General features: G+C 35.4%; 23 protein-coding genes and 4 pseudogenes. 9 read left to right on the top strand and 18 right to left on the bottom strand.

Going from position 1 to position 24,662, the window contains the following annotated elements; all coding sequences use genetic code 11:
• Positions 1 to 131: 131 nt before the first annotated feature.
• The 3 genes from IPJ83_03865 to IPJ83_03855 all read right to left on the bottom strand — a co-directional run bounded on the left by IPJ83_03865 (position 132) and on the right by IPJ83_03855 (position 4,368).
• Entirely contained in the window at positions 132 to 1,322 is a 1,191-nt protein-coding gene (locus IPJ83_03865; GenBank protein MBK7879680.1) for a beta-lactamase family protein, read from the bottom strand.
• Positions 1,323 to 1,327: 5 nt separating this feature from the next.
• On the bottom strand, positions 1,328 to 2,341 hold the full coding sequence (locus tag IPJ83_03860; protein ID MBK7879679.1) for a S41 family peptidase: 1,014 nt from the start codon (positions 2,339 to 2,341) through the stop codon (positions 1,328 to 1,330).
• A 773-nt stretch (positions 2,342 to 3,114) separates the two neighbouring features.
• On the bottom strand, positions 3,115 to 4,368 hold the full coding sequence (locus IPJ83_03855; protein ID MBK7879678.1) for a hypothetical protein: 1,254 nt from the start codon (positions 4,366 to 4,368) through the stop codon (positions 3,115 to 3,117).
• Positions 4,369 to 4,688: 320 nt separating this feature from the next.
• On the opposite strand from IPJ83_03855, the gene IPJ83_03850 reads away from it, so the two are divergent.
• Complete coding sequence (locus tag IPJ83_03850; protein MBK7879677.1) at positions 4,689 to 6,881, top strand: T9SS type A sorting domain-containing protein; 2,193 nt, start codon at positions 4,689 to 4,691, stop codon at positions 6,879 to 6,881.
• Positions 6,882 to 7,211: 330 nt separating this feature from the next.
• On the opposite strand, the gene IPJ83_03845 is transcribed toward IPJ83_03850, so the two are convergent.
• From IPJ83_03845 to IPJ83_03800, 10 genes and pseudogenes are all read right to left on the bottom strand, one after another.
• Entirely contained in the window at positions 7,212 to 8,168 is a 957-nt protein-coding gene (locus IPJ83_03845; protein MBK7879676.1) for a hypothetical protein, read from the bottom strand.
• A 211-nt stretch (positions 8,169 to 8,379) separates the two neighbouring features.
• The gene (locus IPJ83_03840) at positions 8,380 to 8,592 is read right to left on the bottom strand and encodes a hypothetical protein (GenBank protein ID MBK7879675.1); all 213 of its coding nucleotides are present in this window, start codon (positions 8,590 to 8,592) and stop codon (positions 8,380 to 8,382) included.
• Positions 8,593 to 8,697: 105 nt separating this feature from the next.
• The gene (locus IPJ83_03835) at positions 8,698 to 9,489 is read right to left on the bottom strand and encodes a hypothetical protein (protein ID MBK7879674.1); all 792 of its coding nucleotides are present in this window, start codon (positions 9,487 to 9,489) and stop codon (positions 8,698 to 8,700) included.
• 343 nt (positions 9,490 to 9,832) lie between these two features.
• Positions 9,833 to 10,501, bottom strand: coding sequence for a hypothetical protein (locus IPJ83_03830; GenBank protein MBK7879673.1), 669 nt, complete (start codon positions 10,499 to 10,501; stop codon positions 9,833 to 9,835).
• Positions 10,502 to 11,056: 555 nt separating this feature from the next.
• A complete protein-coding gene (locus IPJ83_03825; protein ID MBK7879672.1) occupies positions 11,057 to 11,494 on the bottom strand; it encodes a VOC family protein in 438 nt (145 codons plus the stop codon).
• Between the two features lie 100 nt (positions 11,495 to 11,594).
• Positions 11,595 to 11,945 (bottom strand): transcription initiation protein, encoded by a 351-nt coding sequence (locus tag IPJ83_03820; GenBank protein MBK7879671.1) that lies wholly within the window; start codon positions 11,943 to 11,945, stop codon positions 11,595 to 11,597.
• Between the two features lie 32 nt (positions 11,946 to 11,977).
• The gene (locus IPJ83_03815; protein ID MBK7879670.1) at positions 11,978 to 12,289 is read right to left on the bottom strand and encodes a carboxymuconolactone decarboxylase family protein; all 312 of its coding nucleotides are present in this window, start codon (positions 12,287 to 12,289) and stop codon (positions 11,978 to 11,980) included.
• A 234-nt stretch (positions 12,290 to 12,523) separates the two neighbouring features.
• A pseudogene (locus IPJ83_03810) lies at positions 12,524 to 13,343 on the bottom strand (KilA-N domain-containing protein).
• 43 nt (positions 13,344 to 13,386) lie between these two features.
• Positions 13,387 to 13,740, bottom strand: a pseudogene (locus IPJ83_03805) (hypothetical protein).
• Positions 13,741 to 14,122: 382 nt separating this feature from the next.
• The gene (locus IPJ83_03800) at positions 14,123 to 15,037 is read right to left on the bottom strand and encodes a DUF4350 domain-containing protein (GenBank protein ID MBK7879669.1); all 915 of its coding nucleotides are present in this window, start codon (positions 15,035 to 15,037) and stop codon (positions 14,123 to 14,125) included.
• Positions 15,038 to 15,476: 439 nt separating this feature from the next.
• Between IPJ83_03800 and katG the strand changes: the two are divergent.
• Positions 15,477 to 17,712 (top strand): annotated as a pseudogene (gene katG / locus IPJ83_03795) (catalase/peroxidase HPI).
• A 145-nt stretch (positions 17,713 to 17,857) separates the two neighbouring features.
• On the opposite strand, the gene IPJ83_03790 reads toward katG, so the two are convergent.
• From IPJ83_03790 to IPJ83_03780, 3 genes are all read right to left on the bottom strand, one after another.
• Entirely contained in the window at positions 17,858 to 18,367 is a 510-nt protein-coding gene (locus tag IPJ83_03790) for a hypothetical protein (GenBank protein ID MBK7879668.1), read from the bottom strand.
• A gap of 8 nt (positions 18,368 to 18,375) precedes the next feature.
• Positions 18,376 to 18,642: a zinc ribbon domain-containing protein gene (locus tag IPJ83_03785; protein MBK7879667.1), complete on the bottom strand. Its 267-nt coding sequence runs from the start codon at positions 18,640 to 18,642 to the stop codon at positions 18,376 to 18,378.
• 229 nt (positions 18,643 to 18,871) lie between these two features.
• A complete protein-coding gene (locus IPJ83_03780) occupies positions 18,872 to 19,804 on the bottom strand; it encodes a hypothetical protein (protein MBK7879666.1) in 933 nt (310 codons plus the stop codon).
• 204 nt (positions 19,805 to 20,008) lie between these two features.
• On the opposite strand from IPJ83_03780, the gene IPJ83_03775 reads away from it, so the two are divergent.
• A complete protein-coding gene (locus IPJ83_03775; GenBank protein MBK7879665.1) occupies positions 20,009 to 20,302 on the top strand; it encodes a hypothetical protein in 294 nt (97 codons plus the stop codon).
• Positions 20,303 to 20,385: 83 nt separating this feature from the next.
• Here IPJ83_03775 and IPJ83_03770 read toward each other — a convergent pair.
• Together IPJ83_03770 and IPJ83_03765 are read right to left on the bottom strand one after the other, a co-directional pair.
• Positions 20,386 to 20,721, bottom strand: a pseudogene (locus IPJ83_03770) (DUF5615 family PIN-like protein).
• Entirely contained in the window at positions 20,718 to 20,945 is a 228-nt protein-coding gene (locus tag IPJ83_03765) for a DUF433 domain-containing protein (protein MBK7879664.1), read from the bottom strand. The pseudogene IPJ83_03770 and the gene IPJ83_03765 overlap by 4 nt, the downstream one beginning before the upstream one ends.
• Before the next feature lie 504 nt (positions 20,946 to 21,449).
• Between IPJ83_03765 and IPJ83_03760 the strand changes: the two genes are divergently transcribed.
• The 6 genes from IPJ83_03760 (at position 21,450) to IPJ83_03735 (ending at position 24,607) form a co-directional block, all read left to right on the top strand.
• A complete protein-coding gene (locus IPJ83_03760) occupies positions 21,450 to 21,725 on the top strand; it encodes a hypothetical protein (GenBank protein ID MBK7879663.1) in 276 nt (91 codons plus the stop codon).
• 163 nt (positions 21,726 to 21,888) lie between these two features.
• Complete coding sequence (locus IPJ83_03755; protein MBK7879662.1) at positions 21,889 to 22,689, top strand: hypothetical protein; 801 nt, start codon at positions 21,889 to 21,891, stop codon at positions 22,687 to 22,689.
• Positions 22,690 to 22,782: 93 nt separating this feature from the next.
• Positions 22,783 to 22,962 carry a hypothetical protein gene (locus IPJ83_03750; GenBank protein MBK7879661.1) on the top strand — a complete coding sequence of 60 codons (180 nt, stop codon included), beginning with the start codon at positions 22,783 to 22,785 and terminating at the stop codon, positions 22,960 to 22,962.
• A 220-nt stretch (positions 22,963 to 23,182) separates the two neighbouring features.
• A complete protein-coding gene (locus IPJ83_03745) occupies positions 23,183 to 23,455 on the top strand; it encodes a hypothetical protein (GenBank protein ID MBK7879660.1) in 273 nt (90 codons plus the stop codon).
• Positions 23,456 to 23,654: 199 nt separating this feature from the next.
• Positions 23,655 to 23,906, top strand: a complete 252-nt coding sequence (locus IPJ83_03740) for a hypothetical protein (GenBank protein ID MBK7879659.1) — start codon at positions 23,655 to 23,657, stop codon at positions 23,904 to 23,906.
• Positions 23,903 to 24,607: a hypothetical protein gene (locus tag IPJ83_03735; GenBank protein ID MBK7879658.1), complete on the top strand. Its 705-nt coding sequence runs from the start codon at positions 23,903 to 23,905 to the stop codon at positions 24,605 to 24,607. Before IPJ83_03740 ends, IPJ83_03735 begins: the two co-directional genes overlap by 4 nt.
• Positions 24,608 to 24,662: the final 55 nt, after the last annotated feature.

Here is a 24,662-nt window from a genome sequence, read left to right as displayed (position 1 = left end):
ATTGAATCACCATCTTGAAAATCAGCCATGATTACGAAAATATTTTTGTACTTATGAACAGGAAAAGAAGTAAAATGTGGACTAAGAAATTCCCAAAAAAAAGATAAATTGCAAGCAGGAATATACTGACATCATTTTTTAATCAAAAGCTGAGCTAATTCGGTAGTCATTTTGTTCCAAATAGCTTTTTGCGCATAGGATGCATTACTTAATATACAAATTCCCAGCTTTTGATCCGGAAATATCATCAGTATACTGCAAAAACCAGGATTATTACCTACATGAAAAACTGAAGTACCCAATTTGTCATCTTGGTAAACCCACCATCCTAAGCCAATGGAGGTCTTACTATTGTCAATATGTCTTTGTATTGACCACATTTGCGATAATGAATTTCTACTAAGTACACTATTAGATTTTGAATTTGAATATATCTCCATCATGCCTTGCATCCATCTATTGAGCTCTAGGGCTGATGATATAAGATTACCACTTGGATTGTGTTCATAATCTTCACCATAAACATTATGATTAATTAACCCTAACCCATTACTCGAAACCCAAGTCGAATCATTGGTGTCTAAACCAATTAAATTTAATCGGGCAATTTTTTTTGATTTTCCAGAAAGGAGAACTGGTAATGCAAGATATGTTGAGTCAATATCCTTATAGTCGTAGGTACTTCTTTTCATTTGCAAGGGATTTAAAATATTTTCGGTCACATAATCACTAAATATTTTCCCTGATTTCTTTTCAACTACCATACCCAAAAGGTCATAAGCCGTGTTACTATAAGTTTTGTAAGATAATTTTTCACCAGGTCTAAAATTCAACTCTCTCTTACTCAGTTTTTGCAGGAATAAACGAGCAGAACTTGTATCATTTGGTGAATTTTCTAATATATTATCCCACATCAATCCTGAAGTATGTGTCAACAGATGCCAAACAGTAATTTTTTTAGCACGCTTATCTCTCATCTTAAAAGCCGGAAGAATATCGACTAGTTTTTCCTCCAAACCTAAGTGGCCACTTTCAATAAGTTGCATTATGGCAGTTGCTGTAAAAAGTTTTGTTACAGATGCTAGATGAAACATAGTGCTGTCGGATATGGGAACCCTTCCATTTACATCTGTGTATCCATAATGGAAAGTATAGGGTTCTGAATTTTTAACAATGCCAATTGAAAGAGCGGTTACTGCATACTCCCGGATATATTTCTTAGCAATAGATTCAATAGCATCTATCTCTTTAGGTTTAATTTCCTGTGCAAGAGCTAAAGTCCTGCCCAAGAATATTATCAAAACAAGTAAATTGTATCTCATAATTCTTATTTGCCATTCAACCAATTTATTGCAAACTGAATTTTCTTATCTTCCATTAGATGGTCAAAATTATCTCCATGCGAAATTATTATGTCTGGATTTACGGTCGTTTTATATATATTCTTATTTCTATCCGCAACATAGTTAGTTGCAAAATTCAGAGTCAGGTTTGAGGCAAATTGAAAGTATCCGTTTGATGTAGTGTATCCGTTAGCAGTTGGCTCTCCTATAAAAATAGTGTTAGGTCTTCCTTTAAAAGCTATAGCAGTCATACTTCCAGAACTTCTTGTAACCGGACCTATGATTACCACAATAGGAATAGAATCAAGGTTTAAAAAACGTTCAACTTTTATGTTGGTTGATGGATATCCGCCTATTACAAAATTTCCATTTTCCAATACCCAACTTCGTACGACTTGCTCATCCACATCTGTTTCATATCCAATGGTTTTGTTTCCCATAAAAAGGCTAAGTCCAGATAACATAGGGTAGACATTCCCTCCTCCGTTCAAGCGCAAATCAATGATAAATCCATTTTTGCAATTCTTGGACAATTCGGTAATCTTGTCAGCCATTGATTGTGCATAATTATTTATCTGCAATTGATTGTAAACTTGCATGGTAGGAACTCTTATATAACCTATTTCTTTCGATATTATTTCAGAATGTATTTGATTGATCGAAGAACTTGCCCTGTCACTTAAAGTTTTAAGTCTAATCAAAACTGAATCTTCAAAACTTGGATAGTAACCATAGTACTCATTGTTGAGAAAAATCTGTGTATGATAATCATTCAGTTGCTTCAATACAAAAACAAAGCAATTCATGGTGTCCTTAAGAGATTTAGCAGTATGGATTTGCTCTTGGAATGCCTCATCGATTTGTGTCCACTCCACTGTGGTTCGTAAAATCGAATTTGACTTGATAAAAGTGTATAAACTATCTACTGATCCTGGAAACTGTCCATATGACATTGACCAGAGGCTTGTAAAAAATACCACTACAGAAATTTTTCTCATCTTAATAATCTTCTAATTTATATGTTAACTAAAAGATAGCAGCTTATTCTAAAATTATAAATATAAACACAGAAATTCTTATGTCTGGCCAAATTAATTGAGTGGTTATAAAACCTCTTCCATTCTTAAGAGCAACATACCTGTCAGGAATTATAAAATTTGAAAAAAGTATACCATTGAGGTTTATACAAATTTTTTGGAACCCGTTTTAACATACTCAATTAACAAATTTAAGAAGCTTTCTTTAAATGCCCTAATTTTTTTTAATAATTCATTTTTTAGAAAATCTACCCTAAGATAATCATTCTAAACCCTGAATGTAATTTTCGGAAATAACTGCAGAGAGGTAAAGTATTCTGTGCAAGAACCTGACGCAGTAATCTTCTCCAAAATATAAATGGCAATTTTTTAACTTGTTCATAAGACATATTATTATTGATCAGTTTTAATTCATCGCACTGCACAAAAGACAAGCGTCCTAATATTGCCCGATCTTTGATTACCACCAAAGCGCTAAATTGAATTCAATAAATTGAATGAGTTCTCTGCCCATAGACAGAACTTTATTTATCAAATCCTGTCCTTGGAAAAGAGTATCGTCGGCACTTGAATATATTTCATTGGAATAGAAATCCTAATGCCGAAAATTGATAAATGTGAATTAAACAAACCAAAGGCTTAAATCACTTTCATAACTATAGTTTGTAAACGGCTATAAGATTAAAATTATTTCTACCGTTGAGATATATTGGTGGTATATACGTCGGCATAATTTAAAGATTAGAAAGTTCTTTATAAACTTCCTTTTGCAACCAATTTATTTCTATTACTTCGGTTTCATTGTTGAGTTTTTTAATTAACTCTTTGCCCATAAAAGTTTTTTTTAAAGTACTTCTCAGTTTGTGGAGTTGAGTGGCATATTTGCAGAAATTGTTATAGTATTTTTTATGATAGCCTAGTTTATCCAATTTATTAATGAATTTTTCTGTAGATTGTATTTGATTTATAAGCAGATCATCTTCCTTAAGTTCATAATAAATTTTTATCATTTCTATACGTGCATGAATTTCGATGAGCGAATCCTTATAACGATTAGAGTATAGCAATACTAGTGCATCTCTTGTTTGACCTCTTTCTTTGAGTATTCTTGCGTGATTGAATTGGAAGATACTTTCTCTGTCCTTTTTATTAACAAATTCTTTGTACTGAATTAGTTTTTCTTCAGCCAGTTGGAAGTTGCTAAGCCGAATACAGAGTGTTATAATATTCTTATAGGTTACCTGATTCATCACACCATTATCCAATAACCAATTGTCCTTTACTCCATGATCATACAAGTCCAAGGTCTTCATAAAGAACAGTTCATCGTTCCGGTTAATTTTTCTGATACAATAATTCAAAGCATGAGAATAAAGTTCTCTTTTTGTTTCCAGATCCAGATTAATGGAAATAGGTTTGAGTTGTGCAATAAAATTTTCGTAGTGGTCGGTATCTTCAGGATTCGTAAACAGTTTAACTGCAACAAGATATAAGTTAACCTCAGGAATTGCAGACCAGTCAGACTTCATACCGTCCTGAATGCTTAACTCTAATTCAGGAAAAGTATTGAGCTCAGAACCAAATTGTCTAAAGGATAGGTGTACCAGATATAATCTTAGTCTTTGTATAAATACGTGTATTTCAAAGTTTGATAAAACATCAGAAAAGTTAGTTGGGTTATATCTGCTTTTGGCGGACTCGTATTTCAGTTTTTCAAGCTCTAGTCTATAATTATAATAATATTTATTTTCATCCCATGAGGAATGTGATAAAAGTCTTTCTTTCAGTTGTTCAACTTGATTTTCAAATAAACGTTCCACTCTCCTTTTTCGGTAAAATTGTAATAAGTCCAGTTCAGCATCCCAATCTGAAAAAACTATTTTTTGATGGATAAACTGTTTTAATTCTTTCAACAGATCAGAGAAAAGTAGTCTTACCCGGACATCTTTGTAGGCTTGGTTGGGATAAAGATCTTGATGGATCTTCATTTTTAGATCTTCAGGATCCTTAATCTTTGACTTTATAAGATGCGATAGACAGACTAAAAGTGCATCATTCGCCCCCCTGGAACGAAGGAATTTAACAAAATTAGATATTTCTCTTTCCGTTAGTTGCTGCAATAGCTCTAAAATTTGAATATTTTTAAGCTTGTTGTGGTACATTAATTGATTTTATATATTTGATTTACAAGTATTTAAATAATTTTATTTAATTTTTTAAGCTACAAAATAAGAAATAATGGTATATCTTTATCAGGGGACACATCTAATTTTGTTACGTTATTTAAACAGGACTAAAATTTATCCTTATGAACAGAGTTATAATTTCTTGTTTTATTTTGTTGCAAGTACTCTTCAATGTTTCAGAATCCATAGCCCAGATAGATACTTTTGGATTGCAATGCATCAATGCCCCGGTTTTTTCCATTAGTGAAATTAATGGATGGCGAGGAAGAAATCCGAACTTTTCGAATGCAAACGACGGACCTTCTCCCTTATGCCCATCAGGAGGTGCTGCGCATAATCTGGGTTGGTGGAGTTTTTATACGCCCGGAGGTTTGCATCGTTTTGAAATCGAGTTTGACAATTGTACGGGTAATGGTACCGGTGTACAATTTGGAATTTATACCGATTGTAGTTTTAGCGAAAATGTAGTTTGTGATCCAAGTTGTAATGGACCCGGAAAAAAATCTTTCAGTGCAGTCCTTGATCCATTTAAATTATATTACTTGTTTGTGGATGGTTGCTCAGGTGATGTGTGCGACTTTATTATAAAAACGGATGAGCCCAAAGATTATTTAAATGCAACGGTATTTATTGATGCAAATGCTGATTGTATTTTTCAAAATACAGAAACCAAAGTGGATGTTCTGACCATTGTTCATGAGTTTAAAGGCAAGAAGTATTTATATCCATCTAATATTGGTAAAATCCCTCTTTATGAAAGAGATTCAGGAACCCATAAATTCTATATAAAGGAAATCTCATCTGCTATTGCCAGTTGTGAGCTAGAATACATCGTTAATGTTGACTTTAAGCAGGCCATTCCGGATCTTAATATAGGCATTCAGAAGAATGGAAATTGTGAACAACTTCAAACAGAAGTGATAACGGACAGATTAAGATTTTGCAACAATGTTGAATATACAGTTTATTATTCAAACATAAGTGTAGAGGATATTGATGATTCTTATATTGAAGTTACGATTCCTGAAATTCTTACTTTTGTAACTTCAACCCTGACCCCAAGCAATATTAATTTACCGCTTATTCGATTTGATTTAGGGAATTTAAAGGGGATGACCAAAGGGAGTTTTAAAATTATATTGAAGACACCTTGCGAACCGGAATATCTTGGAAATACCTATTGTGTGGAGTCACATATATACCCTGATAATCCCTGTCCTAAACCTGAAAGCTGGGATAACAGTAGTCTAAAACTCAAAGGTACCTGCGACAAAACCAACAATCTGGTAAAATTTTCAATTACCAATGTGGGTGGAGCGGACATGGCATTGGCTTCTGAATTTGCCATCATCGAAGATGAAATCATGCCATTGCTAAGAGGTTCTGTTAAGTTGAAAATGAATGAGGAAAAAGTTTTTGATTATCCGGCTAATGGCCGAACCTATAGAATGTTACTTCAGCAACCATTGAATCATCCAGGCAATTCCCGACCTACCATATTTGTGGAAGGATGTGGCGTTAATCCAAACGGTGAGACCAGCAAGGGATTCGCAACTTCTTTTGCAAATGATGAAGACGATAAATTTAAATCCGTGGATTGCAAAATATTAAGGGGATCTTATGACCCTAATGATAAACTTTCAGAGCCAAAGGGTTTTGGAGCTCAACATTTTATCAACAATCAACCCATTGAATATACCATTAGGTTTCAGAACACAGGTAATGATTATGCGGAACGGGTTAGGGTGGTTGACAGGCTTGACCAGGGACTGGATGTTAATTCGTTTGAACTCATTGGAAGCTCTCATCCGATGAATTATTCTATCCGGGATGGGGTGATAGAATTTGTTTTTGACAACATTAATTTACCATATGCCGGAATAAATGAAAGAGGATCCAACGGATATGTAAGTTTTAGAATTAATTTAAAATCCGACTTAAATGTTGGTGCTGTGGTAAAGAATCAGGCAGAAATTTATTTTGATAAAAATCAACCTATCATAACCAACGAAACCCATCATACCCTCTTCTGGGCTTTTTTGACGCAAGTGTATTCTTCCACGAATTATAGTTTTGCCAAAATGTATCCTAATCCGGCACAAAATGAATTAAAAATTGATTTACGTGATGTGGATCTTCCTATAAAGTTGGATCTCATTACTATCGATGGAACAGTAAGGCACCAAGAAATTATACAACATACACATTTCAGTCTTGACCTGGAACAGCTCCAATTAAAAGACGGATTGTATTTAATTAATTTACGGAATAAGAAAGGGGATGTCAGCATCCACAAATTGGTTATAAAAAGGTAACCGAAAGAGAAATTTTATACTTTAGAAGATATCAGCTTACCGGCAAACGAATGATTTGACTCCCTTAAAAAATTTGCTTTTACACCTCGGGATGCAGTTTACTAGCATCCTGAGAGGTGAAGCAAAGATCCGTCTATCCAATAAAAAGATTAGGATTTAGCAAGGTTCGGCTATAACCAATAAAGCCGTACGCTCTGTTCGAATGGGAGTTTCAACAGATAAATTGGGTTTAATCTTTTCACCGGATTTAATAGGACTATACGAAATAATTCTAAGCCGGTGATTCAAGCTTTCTTTTTTTAAAAATCAACCCCATGGTTCACAAACAATTTATGGCAAGCTATACTGTTTTAACCATGCCCAATTCTTAGCTGCTGCACCATCGGGATAAGCATGCTTTAATCCTTTTATCAAAGCCACAGTATAAACATTTAGTGGTTCATTTGGATTATTGGAAGTATAAGTAGCAGTTACAATTGAATTTTCATCCCCGGCAATGGTGAAATTTGGATTCAGTCCAAAATAGTAAATATTCGTATGCGAAAATTTATACAGATGCCCTTGCAAGAGGGTTGTATTGGAATCTGTAAGCATAAAAGAAAGGGATGACATTGGAGCAGTTGGACCAGTACCACCAGGACCATAATCTTCATTACCCCTTTGAAAAAAAACAGGTAGCTTTCGCAGAGGAGTAGGCTGCTGTCCAAATAATGAAGCAGCACTTTCTACTATAGCCGCAAAAATATCACTCATTTCATAGGTGCATTTACTTGCCATGGCACCTCCGTTAGAAAAACCTACTAAATAAATTCTTTTATGGTCAATCTTAAATTTTGAATCCAGTTCCGTGATAATAGATTTAAAAAATTTTATATCATCTCTAAGGGTTTCTCCAGCACAAGGTGTCCAACCTGCGGGTTGTGCATTCCATTTCTCCGTATTTGGTTTTTGTTGACCGTCCTCCACAATGCAGTATTTCCATGAGGAAGGAAATACAGTTATTATATTTTCTGCTTCGCCTACTTCTTTCCAGCCAGAATCGGTATAAAAATCTTCTCCATTGCCATTTGTTCCATGCAGCATAAAAACAACAGGTGTTTGAGCCGAACCCTTGTATCCTGCCGGAACATGTACAAAATATTCTCTATCATCGCCATTCACATTTACGATAAAGCGATTCTTCCCAATCGCATATTTAGGAGATTGAGGATTGCCGGAATTTTCTTTGGTACAAGAAAAAAAGGATATCATAAAAGCAGAAATAAAGAATAGCAAAATTTTTCTCATGTTTGAATTTTTTTCGGTATCAAGTTACAAAGTTAAATATTTTCTATTAATAATGTATTATGTCAAAATTGAGAATGACTTTCCGGATATCGATGTGCAGGTCCAATGGTTTGAACCTATATTTTTAGTTCTGAGCTATTTATAACCATACCTAACTTTTTGATCAATGAGCTCAAACCGTCGTCTGTTGTCTATTTGCGATAAAAAATGGTTATTCATTTTGTGGTCCTATATTAAATCGTTCAAAAGTCTTTCCATTAAATTTATATGCACCTGCTTCGTGAGATCCAAGCCACAGCTGTCCAGCCTTGTCTTTGTAAATGGAAAATAAAGTGATTTCATTATTGTCTTCTTTTACAGTATAGCGCGCAATGTTTTTTCCGTCATAATGATATACTCCATTATTATAGGTGGCAATCCACAATTCATGGTTGTTGTCCTTTGTAATGGATAAATATTCACTTAGATTTCCGTTCCTTATTCCATCTAAACTGCCAATATTTTCTATTCGGTCGTAAAATATTCGGTTTTAACTGTCCTTTTTAATTATAGCCTTGTTATTGTAAATGCCGTACTTATACTCCGTATTGAACCAAAAATACCCTTGCTCATCTTCTGCAATGGAGCGTACGCCATTGGCCGGTCCATCATGGAATTCTGTAAGATCATCTTCCGAAATCCATTCAAATGATTTTCCATTAAAACGAAATACACCCAATGTTGCTGTACCAAACCAAATATTCTCCTTACTGTCTTTGTAAATACAGTACACTGCATAAGGATCAGGGTAATTGTGATGCTTTTGAATATAGTCTTCTCCAAGTTTCGTTCTCGGTATTTGTAATCTGTACAGATTATATCCATCAAACCGATATACACTATTAGGATGCGTTAAACATTTAAACCAGAGGTCATCAGGATTTAAAGTCCACTCCGTACCAATACTCAATGCCTCTGTCCATGTTGAAAAGCGAACTCCATTAAATTGGCACAAACCTTTACGCGTATTAAAATAAATATTTCCCTTTTTATCTTCTTTAATTTCTTCCACCCTGTTGCTTGCCAAACCGTCCTTAGTAGTAAAATGTATGATTGATTTTCCATCATACTTATAAATACCATCATGCCAGCTACCAAACCAGTAGTTGGCTTTCGAGTCTTGATAAATAACCATGATGTTGTTCCCCAGTTTTTGAACGGTATCCCCTTGTGATAAAAACATATTTGGTAGACCTACATTACTGGTTTTTGGAAAGATTTGTCCTTTATAAGAAGTAAACAGGACCAGTATGCTAAAAAAAAGAAAAAAATAAAATTTCATTGTTATTTGATTAATTCGTTTAGGCTTGTCATCAAGGTTCAAGAGCTTAAAGTAGTAATTGATATGAAAGCTTAGAATATACTCTTACTCCAAATAATACAAGTTGTATTTTAAATTCCATTAGTTTATTTCCCTCTATTTCTTTCATGCAAATGTAATGGGTTCGTGCATATATCCATTCAAATTGTTACTGCCTGAATTTCCCACTGTGTGTCATCAAAATACTACTACAATGTTAAAAAAATACAACTTATGACTCTATTTAAAAAGAAAAACGGATTTTAAAATAGATCTGCGATTCATTGGTCGCAAATACAAAGTCTTAAAATTAATAATTCAATAACTATGGCTTCTCATAATTACACGCCTTCATTATAGAACTAAGGTCTATTTCATTAGCTTTAAATGATTTCTCAAACATACTTATATGGGTAGCAATTCCTTTCATGGTATAATTCTTAAATCTGTGTTCCAATTTAAGAATTAATCCACCATCCGCAATTTTTCCATAGAAACTCCAATTATAAGCCAAGTGCCTCCGATAAGTACCTGGAGCAAGTATTATATCTTGACTTACATAATACTTGGTCCAATAATATCTTGTCTGATATTCAACAATTTTACAATTTTGACCCATAACCTTCTCGTCTGTGTTATAAACCCTAAAATTAATTATTGAGTCTGTAAACACCCCATAATCTTCACACTCATATTCAATCATAGTGTTTATTCTTGACAGACATCTATTTAGTTTGCCGGAATAATAATATGTCAAAGTGTCCTTGCCAATAAACTGACTTTGGTAATCCATGGTATCGTATCTAAAAAAACTTTTAAATGGTTTAATCGACTTTAGCGAATCGACATTCAATAATTCACTTTCGTAAAAATACTGATATTCTACTTTGCCTGTGAAATAATTGCCATTGGTTACCTTAATTATTTTGTCAGATATACGAATACTTTGACAGGACAAGACACTAAATAAAATCATTAAAAATAATAATTTCATATTCATACTTGCTTATCGTATCGTTATATGTGTCCTTCAGGACAGAATGTGAAAATACTACATTTTTAATTATAATTACAATAAATGTAATCTGTTTAAATTCCTGTAACCGATAATTAAGATAAGTGAAAATTGGTTCCCCTTACCTTCAATTTTTATGAAATTAAAAGTCACATTTTAATAGATCAATAGGGGTTAAAAATGCTTCCATTCTTACAATCGAACAGGAATAAATCTATCTGAATTTTTATGATGCATGAATTCTTCCATTGTTATCATTTTCCTTTGCAACACAAATGCATATTTTACAAGATTTGTAAAAAATACTAATCAATATTAAAATAGCAAAGAGTCTAATAAATTATGCGAAATCTCTTGTGTACTATCAGACGGTTTGCAGGCTCAAGAAGTTGCTGTTTTAAGCTTGTGTTGACGTAAGGTCGGCAAGGACAAAACTTTCTACCAACAATAAAATGGTCAAAATGAATACAGGTTCATTTTAGCGCTATACCAAAAATTTCATTTAAGTCCTGCCAACAGTTATTATTTTTACACTCAAATTTGTCCTTTATAATTTGGGTCAAAATCTACCATCCACTCAATGCCATATTTGTCTCTAAACATTCCAAAATATGATCCCCAAGGACTGTCTGATATGGGAAATTCGATTTGTCCACCTGCTGATAGCCCATTGAATAATTTGTCGGCTTCTTCTTTGCTTTCTGCACTGATGGATATTTTTGACCTGTTTTCGTTTTCGTTTGTCCGTCCCATACTTTCCGGTACATCATTAGCCATTAAAATATTATTTCCGATCGGCAAAGCGATGTGCATTATTTTATTTGCTTCATTTTCTGGAACCGGAAATTCAGCACTTGCCATGTCTTTGAAACGCACAATTTTTGCGAATTCTCCGCCAAAGACAGATTTATAAAATGTAAATGCTTCTTCTGCATTTCCGTTGAAGTTAATGTGTGGATTAATTTGTGCCATTTTGTTGATTTTATAGTTTTAAAAATGCGTAATTCATTTTCAGTTATTAAATGTAGTAAGTGGTTGTCAATTATGATCGTTGTTTCCAGCTTTTAACCCATCATCCCGGTGTTCCTGTTTCTCGTATTTCAACACTAGTGTTTTGTCCGTTTAAGATTGGGCATTTCTTTGCAATCATTGTGGCTTGATCCAGATTTTCGGCCAAAACAAGGATGTAACCTGCAATGGAATTATTGTCAGCAATATACGGTGTTTCCACAATCTCCCCATTAGGTTTCAGCACCCTTCCTTCTCGGGAAAAGTGATTTCCCCCATCTGCAAGTTGTTTGTTGTCTGCGATTTCGTTTATCCATTCCATCCATTGTTGCATATAAATTTTCATTTGTTCTTTGGAAGGTTGTGCATCTTCATTTGTTATGTCCATTCGGAAGATCAATACATATTCTTTCATTTTAAATCTTAGTTTGATGTTGTATAATTTAATTAGATACTGTCATAACTTTCTAAAGCAAGTGGTAAAAATTTCGAAACAGCCTTTAATCCAATTACAGTAAGGCCTAACAAAATAGTTGTCTTAATTTCTTCCCTTGTTGCACCGATATTTTTAGCCATTAGAACGTGCATTTTCACAGCTCTTTCATCGTCAGCTATCATCTTCATTGCTATATATATCAATTGTTTAGTTTTATTATCCAATCCTTTGTCTTCAATTAACGATTGAATTAGTCCATCATAGGCTCTTTGTACTTCAGGACTTTCATCTTTAAACTTTTGTAATGGATTCTCAGTTTTCATTTATTGATTTTTTTGAATTATTAATGATCTCTATTCGAATTTATGCATAATACCCAATACACGACTTTCTTTTAATTGGCCTAAAACGTTTTACGTGTATGAGAAGTAGCGAATTTAAAAGCATTTGTCTTCCTGTACACCATCTACTTCTTCAAATATACTGACCTCCCAGTTAGTACTGCCCTTGTTATTTCTCATAAACGCTGTTGGCGTTTCGCTTTTTATTTCGTCCGTTTATTTAAGTTTCTTCATTGCTTTATTTTCAACTAAGGATTTCATCTGACTTATCACTACTTTGTTAAGTTCGATAAGACGTTCCTTTTGTGTGCGTCCTTGCCGGATAAGTAAGGCGTTAATGCTTTCCATATTGCTCAATACAACTAATTGTTCCAATTTCGCGTAATCTCTTAAATTTCCTTTTTAGCACGGGATTATTTTCTCTCCATTCCTTTGCTGTAATTCCGAAAAGAGCTACATTCAATAGGTCGGATTCATTAGCATAAACAAAACTTGATCGTTGTTTGGTAATTTCTTGAGGAATCAGGTTTTCTTTAATAGTATCTGTGTGAATATGGTAATTTACCTTGGCTATGGTCCTTTGTAAATTCCATTCCAACTTCAGTCGATTATTTTCATCCTCCTTCAGGCGTTGAAATTCATTAACCAGATATATTTGAAACTCTGGACTTAACCACATTGCAAAGTGGAATGCTATTTCTTTATGTGCATAAGTTCCGCCGTAACGCCCTGCTTTTACTAGCACACCAACAGCGTTTGTTCGTTCAATCCATTGTCCCACAGACATTATGAACCTACTCACTCCTGCTTCTTGGGTAATTACCCCGAATTCGGGGTAATTAAAATTCGGGTTGTTGATTTTTTCCCAGACACCAATATACTCCAATGTGTTTTTGTTCGTACCCCACTTGCCGACTAACCCGCTGCCTTCACGAAAAGAAGCTGTCATATCGGTTAAACTTATATAGTCAGTTTCATTTTGACTGATTACCGTTATCGCAGATTCGTTTACGTTTAGCTTTCTGCTTCCTGCCATTTCTTAATTCACTAAGCCTCAAAGTTACAAAAAGAAATTCTGGTTAGAATGAGTTGATCTTGCTCATTGCCAAACGATGAAACAGCATACTTTTCATTTGGCGTTTAAGTTCACTTACACTACAGTTTTCTTTCTCAGATTGTTTTGTGTAGAAACTGATTTCAAGTTCGTTATCAGACCGTAATATCTCAAAATAATGGCTCTAACTCAATACGTTAGACAGTGTCTCACTTTTTGGAAAGTTCGGATACAGCTTTCTCATATACAACAAATTAGCTCTACTGAATCCCTTTCCATAAAGTCGAGTCAGATCTTTGGATAGCTGCTCAAAGAGAAAAGACCCTAACTCTGCCTTTTCTTTTCCGCCTTGCTCAAATTCAACGATGTGTCTGCCAATTAATCAATAAGTCTGAACTAAAATAATATTTACAGATTTAGCAACTTGTTTTCTTCCTTTTTGAAGAAGTCCACCAATTTCGTTGATTAAGTAAGTATATTTTGATTGTTCAATATTCATTTCGTCAAAGCTATCAAAATGATTGTGTAAATATTCTTGATACGAAGAGATTCTTATTCTTATTGAAATGTCATTTATTAGTTGCCACTAACGCAAATATCCCAGCCACATAATGGCACAAAGCTGACAAACAGTAAGGAGATCTGCTCAACAGATACTGTACATAGTCAAAATTAATAAATCATGTTCATATATGTGCATAAGGATCGGCAAACTAGTAAAACATAACCCACTCCGCCATCAACAAATCTCATAGAACACTCTACTCCAGCCTGCCATCCAGCCAGTGTATAATGTTCAACAGTAACTGATGATTTTCTGGAGCATCCGGACTGTTCATGCCGATTTGTTTTTTGTTTGGACCTGCCAGTTGTGCGGTAAACATGGCTGCTTCACCAAAAACTACCAATTTGCCTTGACCGTGTTTTTTAAATGCGCCCTGTGACCAACCGGCTACATTGTATTTGGCAGTCTGGTCATGGAATACCCAGGCGGTATCGGGTAGAAAATTCACATAATTTTTATCAAAAATTAATACCGGAGTGGCGTCACCCGGAATTTTAAATGCCTGCCCGGTAAATGTGGCTACCTGATGTATGCTTTCTGTAGAATCTCTTCCATGAGTGAGTTGGCTTTCCACCAAGGTTTTTTCATTTAGATTGAAATAGGTATTTCCTTTTGAATTGGAATCCAGAGCAAAGCCATTGGTAAATTCAAAGCCAAAAGCTGCAGCAAGATCTTTTGCCGCTCCGGACAGTGGCATGTGGTCTGCGATTAAAAATAAACTTCCACCATTGCTTACCCATTGTTCCAATTCAATTATCTCTTCCTTTGTAAAAGCGGAAGGATTAGGCACTATCCAACGGCTTACATTGCTTTCATGCAAGGCATTGGAAATGACCAGAATTTTGCCTTTCTCTAATTCCTTGGTTTTAAAAGGGTCTTTGTAGGATTGCACCCGATAACCGTCTCTAGCCAACAAATTAGCAAATGGCTTAAACCTTCCCTCTTTGGTATGAAAATTATGATGCGCTTCATCAATAAACACCACAGACCCAAGGCCAGGCGCATATTCCGGATGAGGTAAGGGTGGGTGATAGGCAGTATCCGCAATTTGCTGTGCAACGATTACCATAGGTATTATCAACATGCACAGCAAAAGCCATTTTTTTGTCATATAGCTTATTTTTTTTGAGTACTAAATTCTTATCCCCAGCATCCAGTATTTTTTAAATTCTGTTTATATCCATAAGGAAGTTCATTTTGCTTTTTTTCCTATGCGCAGAAATGCGGCGCTATAATTTAAGTAAGGTAGTACATTTATCATTTACTTCACCCATATTCGTAGATAAAATTTCTGAACAAACCAAGCCATTTTTAACCTGAAACGTAGGGATTTAATCAAAGCCTAAAAAAGAGTAACAAATCAGTTAAACTCTATCTCAATCCGGGTGTTTAAATATTGGCTTGTTGATCCTCTCGGGATTGGAACAGGGGTCTTTTGGACGATAGAATTGGTCCTGCTTCTGTAAGAATGTAAGTACCCATATAGGAGCGATGAGCAAAGCTTATTCGACTTTATTTATTCTTACAAACTATAAAACAATTGATAAAAAATGGAAAATCAAGTACCATCAAGTACGCCATCTTACAGTGTAAACAGTGAAAGCAAATGTCCCTTCTCCGGAGGAGCACTCAACCAAAGTGCAGGCGGGGGTACAAGAAACAGAGACTGGTGGCCTAATCTTTTGAAATTAAATATTCTTCGGCAACATTCTCCTCTTTCTAATCCGATGGGTGAAAATTTCAACTATGCAGAAGAATTTAAATCTCTTGACCTTGAGGCGGTTAAAAAAGACATTTTTGAATTGATGACAACCTCCCAGGACTGGTGGCCTGCAGACTATGGTCATTATGGTCCTTTCTTCATCCGTATGGCCTGGCACAGCGCCGGTACGTACAGGATTTCCGATGGTCGTGGCGGCGGCGGTTCTGGCACCCAGCGCTTTGCACCACTCAACAGCTGGCCGGATAACGCCAACCTGGATAAAGCGCGTTTGTTGCTTTGGCCAATCAAACAGAAATACGGAAAGAAAATTTCATGGGCTGACCTCATGATCCTTGCAGGCAACTGCGCTCTGGAATCCATGAACTTCAAAACTTTTGGTTTTGCAGGTGGACGTGAAGATGTTTGGGAACCGGAGGAAGATATTTATTGGGGTTCTGAAGGCAAATGGCTTGAAGATAAACGATATACCGGTGACCGTGAGTTGGAGAATCCACTTGCTGCTGTTCAGATGGGTCTGATTTATGTAAATCCGGAAGGACCTAACGGTAACCCTGATCCTATAGCCGCGGCCCGCGACATCCGCGAGACCTTTGGCAGAATGGCGATGAATGATGAAGAGACTGTAGCATTGATTGCAGGCGGGCACACTTTTGGAAAAACCCACGGTGCTGCTGACCCATCAAAGTATGTAGGGCCTGAGCCTTCCGCGGCGGGTATTGAAGAGCAAGGCCTTGGCTGGAAAAACAGTTTTGGCAGTGGAAATGGCGTAAACACCATTACCAGCGGACTTGAAGGCGCCTGGACCACCACACCAACCAAATGGAGCAACAACTTTTTCTGGAATCTTTTTGGCTACGAATGGGAATTGACCAAAAGCCCTGCAGGAGCGCATCAGTGGATACCTAAGCATGGTATGGGTGCCGGAACAGTTCCGGATGCACATGACCCTTCCAAACGTCATACACCGGTAATGCTTACCACAGATCTTGCCCTGAGATTTGATCCGGCTTATGAGAAAATATCGAGACGATTCCATGAGCATCCGGATCAGTTTGCCGATGCTTTCGCACGTGCATGGTATAAACTGACGCACCGCGACATGGGGCCTGTTTCCAGATATCTTGGACCGGAGGTGCCTAAAGAGGTTTTGATATGGCAGGATCCTGTTCCTGCAGTAAACCATAAATTAATCGAGGCCCAAGACATCGCTTTATTAAAAAGCAAAGTGTTGGCTTCAGGCTTGAGTGTTTCCCAACTGGTTTCTACCGCCTGGGCATCTGCATCCACATTCCGTGGTTCGGATAAACGAGGTGGTGCAAACGGTGCGCGCATCAGACTGGCTCCTCAGAAATACTGGGCAGTCAACAATCCAACTCAACTTTCTAAAGTTCTGGAGACATTGGAAGGAATCCAAAAAAGAATTCAACAGTGCCCAATCCGATAAAATGATATCTCTGGCAGATTTAATTGTTTTGGCAGGATGTGCGGGCGTGGAGAAAGCTGCAAAAACAGCAGGACATGAAGTCCAAGTGCCTTTTACTCCAGGAAGAACAGATGCTACCCAGGAACAAACCGATATTGAGTCCTTTGCCGTTCTTGAACCTAAAGCCGACGGATTCCGAAATTACATGAAGAATCGATATCCGGTTTCCGCTGAAGAAATGTTGGTGGATAAAGCACAACTACTTAACCTTACAGCACCGGAGATGACTGTGTTGGTCGGTGGGATGCGTATGTTGAACACCAACTTCGATAATTCCAAACATGGGGTATTCACCAAACGTCCGGAGACACTTACGAATGACTTCTTTGTAAATCTACTGGATTTTAATACTTCCTGGAAGGCTGCAGCCGGAACTCATGATGTTTTTGAAGGACGCGATCGCTCAACCGGTGAAGTAAAATGGACCGGAACACGTGTTGACCTCATCTTCGGTTCTAATTCAGAATTAAGAGCGCTTGCAGAGGTGTATGGATGTGCGGATGGACAGGAAAAATTCGTGAAAGATTTTGTTGCTGCATGGAATAAGGTGATGAATCTTGATCGATTTGATCTGGCTTAGTTTCTTACGATCCTCAGAAGATTTTATAAATTACAAAGGTGGTTCTTTTTAGGACCACCTTTTTTTTCGATGGGTTAAACCCTTTCATTAGATTAGAATGTAATAAAATGGGATATAAAATCTTATCCCTGAATTTTTTACTTGTTCATTTTTTCATAGCCTCCAGGTATACCGTACGGATGCTGTTCTTTTCCTCCTCGTGGACCATTTTTTCAACTTCCTTAAGAAGCATCAACTGATGTTTTGTTTTTAGTTTTAATATTTCACCAATGGCAAATGCCGCGCTCCATCGCACAACTGTGCCATCGTGTCCGGAGTTGATCAAAAGATTCTTAATGGCAATAGCTAAATTTTTAGGAAATAAGTGCGCTGTATTTCCAATGACCTTCGCACTTTCCCATTTCACTCTGGGTGCCGTGTCTGTCAGGGTTTTGGAAACAAAAGAAAATACATTTTCGTCTGCGATATTGGGATTGATTTTAGTGGCGTATTCTAATGCTTCAATGCAAGTAGCCTTTACTGAATCCTTCGAATTTTCTGCAAAAACGCAAAGCTCATCTGTCGCTAAAGATCCATCCAATAACCATTTGCTGATGGTCTCCGTCTTCTCTTTAGTCTTCTTGTCTTTGTCCTGAAATAAATCAACTAGGGTCATTCAAGACATTATTTTTTCCAACGAGCCAATTTCGGAATTCCCATGGTGAAGAATCCGGCAAGGAATCCCGGAAAGCCCATTTCTTTTAATTTTCCTTTGGAAAATTCCTGCATTTGTGCTGCAGTCCAGTCCGGTTGTTTAAACTGACCGTTTTCATAGCAATAGGCACAATACATTTGGCTGATGGAGCCATCTGAATTGGTCCCACCTCCATTAGGTGATTTTTTAAGCGGCATGCCACAACTTTGGCAATTTTTATACACATTCTGTTCCATGTCAAGAGAAAGTTCGTGAGAAAATATTTTTCAAAGTTAAGTTTTATCCGAAAATTCAGGCTTCCTAATTTTGATTGGCAAAGTGAAGTCTTTTAAGTTGCAGCGACTGCGGAAAATACCATCAGAAATGAAATAATATCTGTGAAGAATTTTGGTAAGGGTTCAATTAAAATTCAAAATTGTGTTACCAACGGAATTCCGAATTTGTGCATGGCGTGTAGATTAAATTTTAGACATCTGGGATGTTGAAATGTTTCAATACCCTCAATGCCCTTAAAGTATTCCATCGGCTTGGCTTGCCGGCCTGTTCCATTTCAAAATGAGTCTGACCCGGATGCTTTGAAGGAAGTTTCCATACACCTTCTTTGGTTTTTTTGTTTTGTAAAAACTCAATGGCATCGTCCATACGGTGGTCGTATTTAATTTTTGCATACTGAAAGTAATCCAAAGCCTTTAATACGTCATAATACCAACGACTAGGGTAATATAATTTCAGGAAGTTGGGGTTGATGATTTCTCCGGATTTGTCTGAGCGGAATAATTTATGCATCAGTATGAATTCGTGCGCTTCCTGCTGCACTTCTAAAAGTTCATTAAGTCTATAGGTATAACCATTCTTGTGGTATTCAAAAATGCCTTCCAGAACGGACAGCGTAGTATGCAACGAGCTGTGGATTGCACCGGTGGAATTGGAACGACAGTTGAATCCACCATCCTTCATTTTTTCATTTAATAGAAAATCTATCACCGAACAAAGAAGTTCTTCTTTAATTCCAAAATAGGTGGAATAATTCAATACCATGCCATTGATGCAAACATCGCACTTTTGATTTTGTCCGATAGGGCGTATTCCTCCATCAGGTCCTTTTTCTGTATTAAATATTTTTTGAACAGATTCTTTTATCAACTTGTTGGTTGAGGAGATATTTAGATTTTTTAAATCCAATAAGGTATAATGTGTGCTTATCCATTTGGGTTGGTAGAAACTTTGTCCCCAGTATGCATTTTCGTGTCGTTTGGAAAGAAATTTCAATCCCCATCCTTCAGAATTGATTTTATTTCTTAGCCTGGGTTTGTCCTGATCTAAAAGATCTCTATAGGTCTGATATTGGATCGATACATCGCCTTCAAGCAGCCAGTGGATTATTTGTTCTTTGGTCATTACAAAAACTTAATAAGTATGTATTCGTAACTTAGATTCAAGTAGTAAAATTAATTTATATTTGCAAACAAGGTTTAAAAAAACAAATCTCCAAAAGTAATTAAATCCTAAACTTTATTAATCGATTCTTAATTTTAAGAGCCGAAATAACCCTTTGTCTATTGAATAAAAAATCATAAAATGTCTTCAGGCTTATCTTAACTGATGTCAAAGCTTTGTTGGTTATTCATTGGTATTTTTAGTTTTGTTCTGCTGGTATATGTTTTTATATATTTTTATCAAATAGAAAATTGGTCCGACAGAGGGTATTACAACTGGATGAATTTTAAAAAGATATTTATTCTGGTAGGCATTATTGGCGGATCAGTATGGATGAAGCATCAGGAGAATAGCCCTGTTGGCGCAAATCTACACCTTGCATCAGGATTATTAAAAAAAAACCTTGTTGACAAAAGTCTCCGACTTGTGCCTAGTAGTTTTAATAACCTAAGTAAATGACAATAATTGAATCATAGGTACACATTGCCGCAGACTATTAAAATACACATTTGTAAAACAGGGAGATTTAATTTTATAGGAATTTAATATATTTCTAATGCTCCTTCACTTTCGTTTGAATAAAAATCATTAATCTCTTTTAATTTCGATATAATTACTCTTTCTAAAAATAAAGTTGATTGGTTACCGGTTCTAAGGATTACACATTTTGGAGGAAAGCCATATAAATTTCCTAAGTTAATAAAATCTAAATCGTTGATAAAAATAACCAATTGATTTGCTTTAGCAAAATTCTAAATCTGTTGATCTGTAACCGGAGCATTGAGTCCACAATTATCTACATGTATGCAATCCTCAAACCATTCCTTCAAATTTTCTTTGATCCTCCAAGATATATTTGCATCCAATAATATTTTCATATATGCATCAAGCAGAGAGATGCTTCTCGGTTTGCAGCAAAGCTTAAAGCTGCTAAAATATGCTCTCTTTTAAGTTGTGGGAAATCTCTTTCAATTTCTTCATAACTCATACCTGAGGACAACCACTTTAGGATATCATCAATTGAAATCCTTGTACCGATGATACAAGGTTTTCCAAAGCGAATTAAGCCGTCAATCTGAATATATTTATTTATATCATCCATAAAGCAAATATACAAATATTCATAAAAAACAAACCATTTTCCTTAATTATTGTGATAAACGCTTAAATGGGTTTTGTCTAATCAAAAATCATAAAAAGAAAAAGGATATACCCTTGCTGGCGCAAGTCTGCGACTTGTGCCATGATTGATCTCGTCTGAACTGGGATTTCTGGGATTTATGGGAGTGTTGAGATATAATTTACTTTTTAAATATTTCTATAAATATCCTGACTAATTCCTTTAAGTCCTATAATTCTGAGACTATTATTTCAAGATTCATTCTTCTAAGAAGTCTGAAAAATTTACCCTATCATTATTTGTATTTCAAGACATGTCTTGATTTATTTCTACAAAATAAAGTATGTATATTTTTGTAATAGGTAAAATACCAATTTTATGGTATTGTATAAACAAAGAGGATAGGTATTTTTGTAATCAGGTTGCACGTGAAGGAACACAACTGTGCAATCTGTTTTTTTTAGTTAATTGTAAACACCTAACATTATGAAAAAATCAGACACTCTATTCAGGGTATTATTATTATTTTTCTTTTTAAACGTTTCTTTCTATAGTTGTCAAAAGGAACAAACAATTGATCATGCTAATCAGATGTTAGAGGGATTAGCATCAACTGGTCAAACTGAGATAAGTGAATTTGTTCAAACTTGTTTATATCACATAAGAAAGGTAAACAGTCAAAATCAACAAGGCGACTTAAACTATTTTTTACAATCAATATGGATTTCCTCTAATCCATTACATAAGTGTTTTAAAAAATGAAAACGACCATGTTATCTGTATAAAAATTCCGATAGCCAGGAATGATGGTCAGGTATTACACTATTTTCAGGCAATCAGGTACGGAGATGAGTTTGGGTATTTTCTAATTGGCACGGAGTCAAACATTGCAGATGAAATTGATGAGAACCAGGATTTTCCTGAAGTGCTGAGCATAGAAACAGAAGAGGATGATGATTTTGATGGAAGTGGCGGAGGCTCTTCAAGTAATTTTGAATCCTCGGGATGTATTAAGATTGTTCCTCTCACTACCCCAATATGTAGAGAAGAACCTTGTCCTAATAATTGTACCCCATGTCGGCATCCCCGCATCAATTGTGCGAAAAGAGATGACGACGGGAATTCCGGAGGTGGCGGTACCGGCGGTGGAGGATCGAGCAGTGGTACGATTGTAATAACTATTTGGAGTGATCGAGGTACATTTAATTGGGGAGGAAAAGGAGGTCCCCCTCCCAACAATCCTTCCTATGGAGGAGGAAATACAAATGGAAGCGCTGACACCAAGTGCATATTTAAACGTGAAGAAATTGAAGAAGCCTTTGTAAGTTATTTTAATACAAACTACCCTGATCTTCAGATCCCGAACAATCATGTGTCCTGGTATGTGGATGAGGGGTGTTTAAGACAGGTGTGTGAAGATTATTTTGATACGGGAATTAAGGATTTTAACAATTGCTTTGAAGATGCAATTAGAAAAATGTATCGATTAACGGAGGAGGAATGGGAGGAATTCAAGGAGATACTTGAAAATGGATTTAATATAGACAAAAATCCAATATATAGGTTAAATATTTGTGAGCTAGATTTATTAATCAATTTTCCGGAATGTGCAATTGAGGTTTACAAAGCTATAGAGAAAGCTACAATTATGACAATTTATAAATGGGGCCAAAGTTCTGTTAAAGATTCCAGTGATGCATTTAGGCATGCCTATTGGATGGCATAAATATCTAGGGTCACAGTTTGTGGTGGAACAGTTGCAAGAGCATTTGGGGTTGCACATGAATGTGATTTGCCAGATGGTGCCAATGATAAAATTATGGATTTATTCAATAACGATTTAGGTATTTCAATTGCAGAAAACAATCCAGGTTTAAGTGAAGCGGAATTAGCAAATTTGCTATGCAATTACATAAACTCAGGAGATTTTAAAATTATGGCGGACCCTCATTTGCCATCAGAGCATTTAATATTTAGTACAGGATGTATTTGTAAATAGCATAAATTATGTATTCAGAACCAATATTTACATTCAGCCTAATTGTTCTTACATTAAATTCTTATTTTATTATCTTTAAATTATGGAAAGCATTCAGAACAAAGATAAATGCTCATTTTATAGCCTTTTTATATCTATCATGATGTTCCAATTTCTTAAGAAAATTTCATTTTTCATATGGATTCTGATTATAAGTTGGTATCCAAACAAAGGTTTTGATATGACAAGATGGAGAACAGAACCATATATTAGATTTAAACAAACTCATTCACTAATATATACAAAGAAATTAAATCGATTGAGCAAAGAGGAAACATTGAAAATTTTGGGAGAACCTGATACCAGAGCAAGTAAGGATATTTGGACTTATATTTTAGGAAATAGACCAGGATTCCATATAGATCTGGATATATTGGTAATCTATTTTAAGGAAAACTTAATTGAAACATATAAAGTGCTCTGTGAGGGCGAAGTAGAGTGTGATTATTATTAACTAAGGAAGCTTGTACAAATTCTTGAATTTTTTTAATTCTGTACAATCAAGTCATAAAAAGCGCTAACACTCCTTAGGACTTAATTCAATAGGGATTATTAACTTTATGAACTTTTTGTAAAGCCAATGGGGAATATTACATAATACCATATTTAGCACTATTTTTGAAACTATTGATGAGCTTAATTTGACAGATGTTTTGGAATGGAAAAAAAAGGGAAGCAGTAATATTGGCCAGTTTGCTGTATTTTTAGGCGGTAAATCAGTAGATGAATTTTTTGATCTTTTGGCATTGAAACTTGGTAAGACATGGATGCCATGTCCGCCAGCTTTATGTATAGATATGGGTAATGGAGTTGCGATTTCACACTATATAGATGCTTCATTTAACGGTCCAGCAATCTTAATTGTTTTACCAGGAGGTCATAAATTTAAAGTTCGATTGCAATGAAAGTAATATCAACTAAACATTTAATTTCTAATGAGGCGATTTCTATATTGCAACAAATGATTAATTCAAGTTATAGTAGATTATATCTCGATCAATCACAATACATTTCATTTGACCGTTCCATTTCAAGTTTTGAGGTATACTTTCCAGGCAATTTAACATTGATCAATCAGAACCCAAAGGAACAAATAGGAGGTGTTGATTTTATTTCAAAAAATGAATTAGATGCTATCGAAAGTGAAATCCCTATTTTGAAAATTACAGAATGTAAAAATGATTTTAGTGATGGCAGCGGTATGCACATATGGGAAAATAAAATAGTTAAAATCGATATATTTTGTGATGTGTCATCTGATATATTTGATGATTTAAATAGTTTTGATATCGTTAGAAAATTTGTAAAATCCCATAAATGTAAAGAGCTTGAATATTTAAGACAGACAGATGAATTAATTTTATTTACTTGTGCGGATAATACTAAATTATTGTTACAGGCAACTACTGGTGTGAATGGTTCGGTAGTTTTACATTTTGATGAAAATCATATCGACAAAATTTTATCTAACGAACCTCTTGTTGGCGCAAGTCTCCGACTTGTGCCACGATTATTAATAAGACCCTTTTATTGGAAACCCCCGATCATTAATAAAACCCCTTGCTGGCGCAAGTCTGCGACTTGTGCCATGATTGATCTCGTCTGAACTGGGATTTCTGGGATTTATGGGAGTGTTGAGATTTTATTTATTTTGGAATTAC

This window comes from Candidatus Vicinibacter proximus (assembly GCA_016713905.1).
Lineage (GTDB): Bacteria > Bacteroidota > Bacteroidia > Chitinophagales > Saprospiraceae > Vicinibacter > Vicinibacter proximus.
Note: the sequence above shows the minus strand (reverse complement) of the source record. Positions and strands in the feature narration are given on the sequence as shown.